This is a genomic window from Kitasatospora sp. NPDC057198 (assembly GCF_042670125.1).
Lineage (GTDB): Bacteria > Actinomycetota > Actinomycetes > Streptomycetales > Streptomycetaceae > Kitasatospora.
The window spans coordinates 1-6,732 of the sequence record NZ_JBHUWH010000423.1 but is presented as its reverse complement, the minus strand read 5'-3'; the positions used below and the strand labels follow the sequence as shown (position 1 = coordinate 6,732).

Annotated in this window: 7 protein-coding genes; 1 reads left to right on the top strand and 6 read right to left on the bottom strand. The window is 76.8% G+C overall.

Translation table 11 applies throughout. The annotated features are described in order from the left end of the window. Positions 1-31: 31 nt before the first annotated feature. Complete coding sequence (locus tag ACFUEL_RS32075) at positions 32-1,660, bottom strand: ABC transporter permease (protein WP_380240475.1); 1,629 nt, start codon at positions 1,658-1,660, stop codon at positions 32-34. After that, positions 1,657-2,562 carry an ATP-binding cassette domain-containing protein gene (locus tag ACFUEL_RS32070; RefSeq protein ID WP_380240473.1) on the bottom strand — a complete coding sequence of 302 codons (906 nt, stop codon included), beginning with the start codon at positions 2,560-2,562 and terminating at the stop codon, positions 1,657-1,659. The genes ACFUEL_RS32075 and ACFUEL_RS32070 overlap by 4 nt, the downstream gene beginning before the upstream one ends. A 101-nt stretch (positions 2,563-2,663) precedes the next feature. On the opposite strand from ACFUEL_RS32070, the gene ACFUEL_RS32065 reads away from it, so the two are divergent. After that, positions 2,664-3,173: a GbsR/MarR family transcriptional regulator gene (locus tag ACFUEL_RS32065; protein ID WP_380240471.1), complete on the top strand. Its 510-nt coding sequence runs from the start codon at positions 2,664-2,666 to the stop codon at positions 3,171-3,173. 7 nt (positions 3,174-3,180) lie between these two features. Here ACFUEL_RS32065 and ACFUEL_RS32060 read toward each other — a convergent pair whose 3' ends face one another. From ACFUEL_RS32060 to ACFUEL_RS32045, 4 genes are all read right to left on the bottom strand, one after another. Then, entirely contained in the window at positions 3,181-3,627 is a 447-nt protein-coding gene (locus tag ACFUEL_RS32060; protein WP_380240469.1) for a GNAT family N-acetyltransferase, read from the bottom strand. 9 nt (positions 3,628-3,636) lie between these two features. Further along, positions 3,637-4,317 carry a hypothetical protein gene (locus ACFUEL_RS32055; RefSeq protein WP_380240467.1) on the bottom strand — a complete coding sequence of 227 codons (681 nt, stop codon included), beginning with the start codon at positions 4,315-4,317 and terminating at the stop codon, positions 3,637-3,639. 58 nt (positions 4,318-4,375) lie between these two features. Then, positions 4,376-5,392, bottom strand: coding sequence for a TolB family protein (locus tag ACFUEL_RS32050; RefSeq protein WP_380240477.1), 1,017 nt, complete (start codon positions 5,390-5,392; stop codon positions 4,376-4,378). A 104-nt stretch (positions 5,393-5,496) separates the two neighbouring features. Next, positions 5,497-6,732 (bottom strand): MFS transporter (locus tag ACFUEL_RS32045; protein WP_380240465.1); only part of this gene is annotated, 1,236 nt, incomplete at its 5' end.

The following is a 6,732-nucleotide window of genomic DNA, read 5'->3' as shown; positions in this document are numbered from 1 at the left end:
GCCCCGGGGCCCGCCGCCCTCCGGCGTGCCGTCAGCCCAGGTCGCGACGGCGCAGTCCGGCCAGCGCGGCGGCGGTGGTCAGGGCGGTCAGGGCACAGATCCACAGCAGCGGGGCGGCGCCGACCGGTCCGCCGGGCAGGTGCGGGAGGTGGCTGAACGGGGAGAGGTCGAGCACGCCCTGCGGGAGCCGGAGGATCGGGCCGAGCCAGGAGACCAGCACGAACACGCCGAACCCGGTCCAGCCCACCGCCGCCCAGTGCGGCCGCAGGACGTACCCGGCGAGGGCGACGGCCGCGGTCAGCCAGACCGCGGGCAGCTGGACGAGCGTCGCGCCGAGCATCCGGCCGACCGCCCCGCCGGTGCCGCCGCCCAGCGCCAGGCCCTCGGCCAGGCCCGCCGCGGCGCCGGCGGCGGCCAGCAGCAGGGCGCTGCCGAGCAGCGGGAAGAGCAGGTGCCCGGCGGCCCAGCGCAGCCGGGAGACGGCGCCGGCCAGCACGGGTTCGGCCCGGCCGGAGACCTCCTCGGCGCGCATCCGCAGCACCGCCTGGACGGCGTACACGGCGGCGACCATGCCGAACACGGTGGCGATGCTGGACAGGTAGGCGTCCAGCACGCCGCTGCGGCCGCCGACCCGGGCCAGGACGTCGGCCATCTGCCGGTTGTCGCCGATCAGGTCGACCACGCCCTTGGCGACGGCGCCGAACACCGCGCCGGCGACCGCCATGGCCGGCGTCCAGCCGAGCAGCGGGCCGCGCTGCAGGCGGCGGGCGAGGGCCGCGGCGCTCGCCAGGCCGGGGGCGGCGGCGGCCGGGCCGGGGCGCTGCGGGAGCAGTCCGGCGCCCAGGTCGCGGCGGGCGACCAGGGCGCGGGCCAGCCCGGTGAGCAGGGCGGCCCCGGCCAGCGGGAGCAGCAGCACCCACCAGCGGTTCCCGGCGAAGGCGCGGACCTGCTCGGACCAGCCGAGCGGGGACAGCCAGCCGGCCCAGCCGGTGCCGGTGCCCGAGTCGCCGACGGCGCGCAGCACGAAGGCGGCGCCGATCGCCGCGCCCGCCAGGCCGTTCGCGGCCCGTCCGGTCTCGGCGAGCTGGGCGGTGACGGCGGCCAGCGCGGCGAAGAACAGGCCGGTGCCGCCGAGCGCGAGGCCGAAGGCGGCCGAGCCGCCCGCGTCCTGACCGGCCGCCAGCAGGGCGGCGGCGACCAGCGCGGCCAGTGCCGCGTTCGCGGTGAGCGCGGCGGCCAGGGCGGCGGTCAGCGGGGCCCGGCGGCCGACGGCGCCCGCGCCGATCAGCTCCAGCCGGCCGTCCTCCTCCTCGGCCCGGGTGTGCCGGACGACCAGCAGGGTGGACATCAGGGCGGCCAGCACCGCCCCGAACACGCCCATCCGCCACGCGGTCAGCCCGCCGGTGGTGGAGCCGTCGAAGACCGGGCCGTACAGGGCGCGCAGCGAGCCGTTACCGTCGATGCCGGCCGCGAACGTCCGCCGGGAGGCGTCGTCGCCGTACAGCTTGCGGAAGGAGAAGGCGGTGGAGGCGACCATGCCGGTGCCGACGTACACCCACACCGGCAGGGCGATCCGGTCGCGGCGCAGGGCGAGCCGGTAGAGGACGCCGGTGCCCGCCAGGTCGTGGCCGGCGGTGGCCGCCGGGACCGGGCCGCTCATCGGGCGGCCGCCGCGGCGGGGGCGCCGGCGTCGCTCTCGTAGTGCCGCAGGAAGAGCTCCTCCAGCGTGGGCGGGCGGCTGGCCAGGGTGCGCACGCCGGCGGCGTTCAGTTCGGTGAGCAGTTCGCCGAGCCGGTCGGTGTCGACCTGGCAGCGCAGCCGGTGGCCGTCCACGGCCAGGTCGTGGACGTAGTCGGGGCGGGGCGGGGGTCCGGCCAGTTCGGCGTCGATCGAGGTGCGGGTGAGGTGGCGCAGGTCGGCGAGGGTGCCGGTCTCCACGGTGCGGCCGGCCCGGATGATCGAGACCCGGTCGCACAGGGCCTCCACCTCGGACAGGATGTGGCTGGAGAGCAGCACGGTGGCGCCCCGGTCGCGGGCCTCGGCGACGCACTCGCGGAACACCTCCTCCATCAGCGGGTCCAGTCCGGAGGTCGGCTCGTCCAGGATCAGCAGGTCGACGTCGGAGGAGAACGCGGCGACCAGGGCGACCTTCTGCCGGTTGCCCTTGGAGTAGGTGCGGCCTTTCTTGGTCGGGTCGAGTTCGAAGCGCTCCAGCAGCGCCGCCCGGCGGGCCGGGTCCAGTCCGCCGCGCAGCCGCCCGAGCAGGTCGATCGCCTCCCCGCCGGAGAGGTTGCGCCACAGCGTCACGTCGCCGGGGACGTAGGCGAGCCGGCGGTGCAGCGGCACCGCGTCCCGCCAGGGGTCGCCGCCGAGCAGGGCGGCGGTGCCGGAGTCGGCGCGCAGCAGGCCGAGCAGGACGCGGATGGTGGTGGACTTGCCGGAGCCGTTGGGCCCCAGGAACCCGTGGACCTCGCCCTGCTCGACCGTGAGGTCCAAGCCGTCCAGGGCGCGGGTGCGGCCGAAGGTCTTGACCAGGCCGGACACCGAGATGGCGGTTGTCATGCCATCGAAGCTACTCTTGTTTCACAGATTCGTGAAGTTACTGAAAGTCCCGGATCTCCACGGGTGTCGGGGCACCGGGACGGCGGCGGAAGGCGGGCGGCGTGGGCGAGGCGGACGGGGCGGGCGGGGCAGGCGAGGCGGGCGGGGCCGTGCGGCGGGATCCGGCGGTGGTGGCCGAGTTCGTGGAGCGGTTCGCCGCCGTGCTGGTGGACGCCGGGTTCCCGCGGATGCCCGCCCGGGTGTTCACCGCCCTGCTGACCTCCGACTCCGGCCGGCTGACCTCCGCCGAACTGGGCGAACTGCTGCAGGTCTCCCCCGCCGCGGTGTCCGGCGCGGTCCGCTACCTGGTGCCCGTCGGCCTGGTCGGCCGGGAGCGCGAACCCGGCTCGCGCCGCGACCGCTACCGCGTCCACGACCACGTCTGGTACGAGCTCACCGCCAGCCGCGACCGCACGCTGGCCCGCTGGGAGACCGGCCTGACCGAGGGCATCGAGGCGCTCGGGCCCGACACCCCGGCCGGACGGCGGCTCACCGAATCGCTGGAGTTCTTCGCCTTCCTGCGGGCGGAACTGCCCCTGCTGATGGAGCGCTGGCGCGAACGCCGCGCCTGACCGGCCCTCAGCCGCCCTGCGGCGCGGGCGTGTGGCGCAGGACGACGGACTCCCGGCGGACGAACCCGGCCCGCTCGTACAGCCGGTTCGCCGCCTCCCGGGACGGCCGGGAGGTCAGGTCGACGGTGCGCGCCCCGGCCGCGACGGCCAGTTCCAGGGCCCGGTCGATCAGCCGCGCGCCGATGCCGTGCCCCCGGGCCGCCGCGTCCACCACCACGTCCTCGACGTGCGCCCGAACGCCGGTCGGCAGCGGCACGACCACCAGCACCAGCGTGCCGACGATCTCGCCGTCCAGCCGGGCCGCCAGCAGCGCGGTGGCGTCCGAGGCCAGCACCCGGGCCAACGCGTCCGCGTCCAACGGGGCCGCCGAAGAGGACAGTTGGGGCAGCAGCCGGGCGAACGCGGCCACCAGCTCGGGGGTCGGTTCGGAGACGGTCTCGATCACGGTGCTCATGCCGGGAATCTATCCGGCGACCGGCGGACCGGGTCGGCGCCGCCCCCACCACTCGGGCCGGGCCCCCAGCAGCAGGTCGTCCATCAGGACCGGCCACCGGGGTCCGCGGCCCGCCCACAGCGGGAGGGACAGGAGCAGCAGGGTGAGCGCGGCGAGCAGGCCCCCGGTCCAGGCCGGGTTGGCGGCGGCGTCGGGGGCGCCCACGACCGGGTCCTGCCGCCCGTCCGGGTCGTAGGTGACGTCGAGGCGGTTGCCGGGCCGGAACCCGTCGCAGGGGTCGAGCCTCCGGGGGACGTCCCGGCCGTCGCGGGTGCGCAGCCGGCAGGACGAGTACGCCGTCCGGTCGCCGTTGAGGCGGCCGTCGACGACCACCGCGGTGGTCCGCTGCCCGTACCGCTCCAGGACGACGGCGTGGATCGCGTCGAAACCGGTGGCGCTGACCCCGACGGCCAGCAGGGCGGCCAACACGCCCGCGACGAGGCCGTTGCGGGTGCGGAAGCCGTAGATGACGACCACTGCCAGGACGACGGCCCAGGCGAAGGGCAGCACCTCCACGACCGCCCACGACCAGCCGAACCACCAGTACGCCGAGCCGCACAGCAGGAGGCCGCCGTACAGCGCCAGCAGCGCGTACAGCGTCCGGCGCAGCGGCGCGCGGCGGGGCGGCTGCGGCGCCCGGTCGTCTTTCATCTTCCACTCCTGGGACGAGAGTTCGACCGCGCACGATACTCCCGCCGTGATCGGCTTGTCAGCCCAGGTAGGCGGGGGCGACCGCGGAGCGGACCAGGACGGCGGGGGTGCCGGTGCCGTCGGCGGGCACCGTCCACAGGTCGGAGCCGTAGTCGCCGGGCATCGCGTACAGCAGGGTGCGGTCGTCGGACCACAGCGCCTGGTCGTCGATGTCGCGCTGCTCGGCGGTCGCGGTCTCGGTCATGGTGGCCAGGTCCAGCACGTACAGCCGCCAGGGGGCGGCCGGGTCGGCGCCGTCCACCCGCTTCTTGTAGGCGACGCGGGTGCCGTCCGGGGAGAGCGAGGGGCACTCGACGTTCTGGTGCAGGGTGGTGAGGGTGCGGGCGGCCAGGTCGCCCCTGACCAGGTAGGTCCGGCCGCCGGTGGCGACCGTCGCGTAGAAGGAGGCGTCGTCGGCGAAGGTGACGCCCCAGACGTTGACGTCGGACGCCTGGACCCGGTGCCCGTCCTCGACCACCTGGAAGTCCTCCAGGTTGTCGTAGAACGTCCAGTCGCGGGTGTCGACGATCGCGGTGCGGGTGGAGAAGGCGGTGCCCGCGTAGGAGTCGCCGCTGACGAACACCGTCCAGCCGACCAGGTGCCCGGACGGGGAGACCCGGGCCCGGGTCGGGATGCCGGGCGCGGGGAAGCGCCTGAGCTCGTGCAGCGAGGAGTCCAGCACCGAGGCGTGGTAGGTGTCGTCCAGCGCGCCGTGCTCGGCCTGCAGGCAGACGCCGGTGCCGGCGGCGGCGTGGAAGCGCAGGCACTCGACGCCGGACGCGGTGCGCGGGCCGTCGGGGGCGTCGGCGGGCACCGCGGCGATCTCGTCCCGGTGCGGGCCCCAGGCCAGGTTGCGCAGCAGCAGCCGGCGGCCGCCCGCCGCGTCCAGCGAGACCGCGCCCTCGTGGACCGGCGGCCCGCCCGCCTGCTCCTGGTCGCGCCGGTCGGAGCGCTGCGCGGCGTACCGGACGGCGACGGTGCCGACACCGGCCAGCAGCAGCACGGCGACCAGCAGCACCAGCAGCTTGCGGCGCAGCGGGGAGGTGCCGTCCGGGGCGGGCCCGGACGTCTCGGCGGGGACGGGTTCGGCGGTGGCGGGAGCGGTCACGGGGCCCTCCGGGTGGGAAGCGCGGGCGGTGTTCAGCGGGTGGCGGCAGTGGCGGCGGCGGGAGCGGCGGGGGAGGCGGGGCGCAGCAGGAGGGTCGCGGCGAGGGCGGCGCCGGCCAGCGCGGCGGCGGTGGCGGCCAGCGCGGGGCGGGGGCCCCACAGCGACCAGGCGGCGCCGAAGGCCAGCGAGCAGGCGAACCGGGCCAGCGCCTGCCCGGTGCCGACCAGGGCCTGTCCGGCGCCCTGCTGCCCGTCGGGGACGGTCGCGGCGGTGGCGGCCGCCAGCACGCCGTCGGTGGCGGCGTAGAAGGTGCCGTGCAGGAGCAGGACCGCCGCGGCGGCGGGCACCCCGTGCAGCGGGGAGAGCACGACGGCGTAGCCGGCCAGCAGGACGGCGTGGCCGAGCAGGAACAGGGTGCGGCGGCCGATCCGGTCGGCGACCAGGCCGAGCGGGACGGCCAGCAGCAGGAACACCGCGGCGGTGCCGAGCGGCAGCAGCGGGAACAGGTGCGCGGGCAGGCCGAGTTCGCGTTGCAGCAGCAGGTACAGGAAGGAGTCGCTGACGGTGGTGAGGCCGAGCAGCACGGCGGCCAGGGTGAGCCGGCGCAGCGCGGGCCGGCGCAGCAGGGCGAGCGCGTCGCGCAGGGCGGGCTTCGGCGCGGCGGCGTCGGCCGCCGGGAGGCCGGCCCGGGTGATCCGGCCCGGGACGAACAGCACCAGCAGCAGCACGCCGAGCACCGCGACGCAGCCGGAGACCGTGAACACCGCGCCGTAGCCGGCCCGTTCGGCCCGGTCGTCGGTGGTCCGCAGCACCGCGAAGGCCAGCAGCGGGCCGATCAGCGCGCCGGTGGTGTCCATCGCCCGGTGCACGCCGAACGCCCGGCCGCGGTGCTCGGGGGCGGTGGCCAGCGCGATCATCGCGTCGCGCGGGGCGGTGCGCAGGCCCTTGCCGGTGCGGTCGACCGCCAGCACGCCGCTGATCAGCGGCAGGGTGTGGACCAGCAGCAGCAGCGGCTTGCACAGCGCGGACAGGCCGTAGCCGAGCCCGGCGACCAGCTTGTGGCCGCGGCCGCCGCGGTCGGCGAGGTGGCCGCCGAGCAGCCGCACCAGCGCGCCGACGCCGTTGTTGATGCCGTCGAGCAGGCCGAAGCCGAGCGGGGACAGGCCGAGCGCGGCGACCACGTACAGCGGCAGGACCGCGCTGACCATCTCGGAGGAGACGTCGGTGACCAGGCTGACCGCGCCGAGCGCGAGCACGGTGCCGGGGTG